This window comes from Pseudomonas putida (genome assembly GCF_028682175.1).
GTDB classification, from domain to species: Bacteria; Pseudomonadota; Gammaproteobacteria; order Pseudomonadales; family Pseudomonadaceae; genus Aquipseudomonas; species Aquipseudomonas putida_AD.
On sequence record NZ_JANHKS010000105.1, the window covers coordinates 1 to 1,384 of the forward strand.

Here is a 1,384-nt window from a genome sequence, read left to right on the forward strand (position 1 = left end):
TGCGCCAGGTGAAGGACATAAAGCGCAGGGCAGCACGCAAGGGTTCAAGCGTGAACGGGTGCAGTTTTAGCAGGCGCTTGGGACGTGGAACGGATTCAGGCCCTTCCTCCATGTACCGGCGAATGTATTCCCAGAACCCCACCAGTTCAGCGTTACCGCTCATAGGACGGCCGAGCATCATCATTTCGTCGTAACCGGCGCCGGTTTGTTCAGACATAAAGCTGAGGATCAGCACACCACCAACGCCCATATACTCCTCGTCTTCGGGACTGACGCCAGCACATACGGCGTCCCACGGCAACGTCACCACGCCGCCAGCGTATGCGGGTCGATTGATATGGACTTGCCGCGTTTTGCGATTAAATCGCGCCACTAGGTGGCGATGGGTGAAAAGCTCAGCTCGAATCCAACTCCAACCATATTTCCAAAAAAAATAATTCGGAAACGCCCATAATGCAGAGGTAATAAAGCCGGTAATGAGCCCCCCAATTTCCCACGACTCCTCATAAGCCGACCCATTAATAGAGATATAGAAAGGAACACATACAAAACCGTAAAATAGATAAGCATTAAAAGCTAATGCTATGGAAATAAATCCAAAGGTTATAAGGCCGCGCTTATCTTCTTGAAAAGCCGCTCGTACATTAATGTAGTCCTCAGTGACCATATATAGAGAACTTGCGTCAGTAGGGGAAGCGCTTGCAGCCTCGTCCAACGGGAGTTGGTCGTCATCCCCAGGCTTGGCCGTGGCAGCCAAGCGCTCGCGAGTAGCCTTATCACTTTCGGCCATCATTTCATCAGTTTCAGCACGCTGTGCGACAGACAAGGTCCGATGACGCCAAGTTAAACGTTCTATCAGGTACATTAGCTTTCCACCATCGTTTTAAAGGCCAGCTCAAGCTCTACAAGTTCGTTGGATTCGGTCTTAAAACCCTTATCGGCCTTATTCTTACGAAATACAGATTTCTCACACCACTTTTCGATGGCTTTAGGCTCTAACAACCATACAACCACACTGATTGCCACCGCCGCCCAAGGCAAATATGCGAGCCATGCGCGCATGCCGGCGAGAATAGCCTGTTTTGCTAAAAAATCAGCGATAGCTTCTAATATCCGAAGGGCCTCCAGTAGGACCTTACTGCTAACTCTTTTCATTAACAGCCTCAAATATGGCCCACTACCGGAAATCGCCACGCCCAAATTTAGAATCGTCATGCCCGCAGCGACGAGAGTTCTTAATGCGTACGCTACCGTGAGCGCATTTCGCCCCTTTTTTCTTTCATCAATAGCCGCTCCGGCATCCAAAACACCCCCAATCACCCCACCCACAGCCCCCAACATCCCGCCATACAACTTCAACCCCGCCCCCCACGCCGACGCAATT

Annotated in this window: 2 protein-coding genes; both read right to left on the reverse strand. The window is 50.8% G+C overall.

Translation table 11 applies throughout. The features are described 5' to 3' along the window. Positions 1-865, reverse strand: an 865-nt coding sequence (locus tag NPS29_RS28630) for a DUF6708 domain-containing protein (RefSeq protein ID WP_274136862.1), incomplete at its 3' end; no start/stop codon positions are given. After that, the coding region (locus tag NPS29_RS28635; protein WP_274136863.1) for a hypothetical protein at positions 865-1,384 on the reverse strand (520 nt) is incomplete at its 5' end. The genes NPS29_RS28635 and NPS29_RS28630, both read right to left, overlap by 1 nt.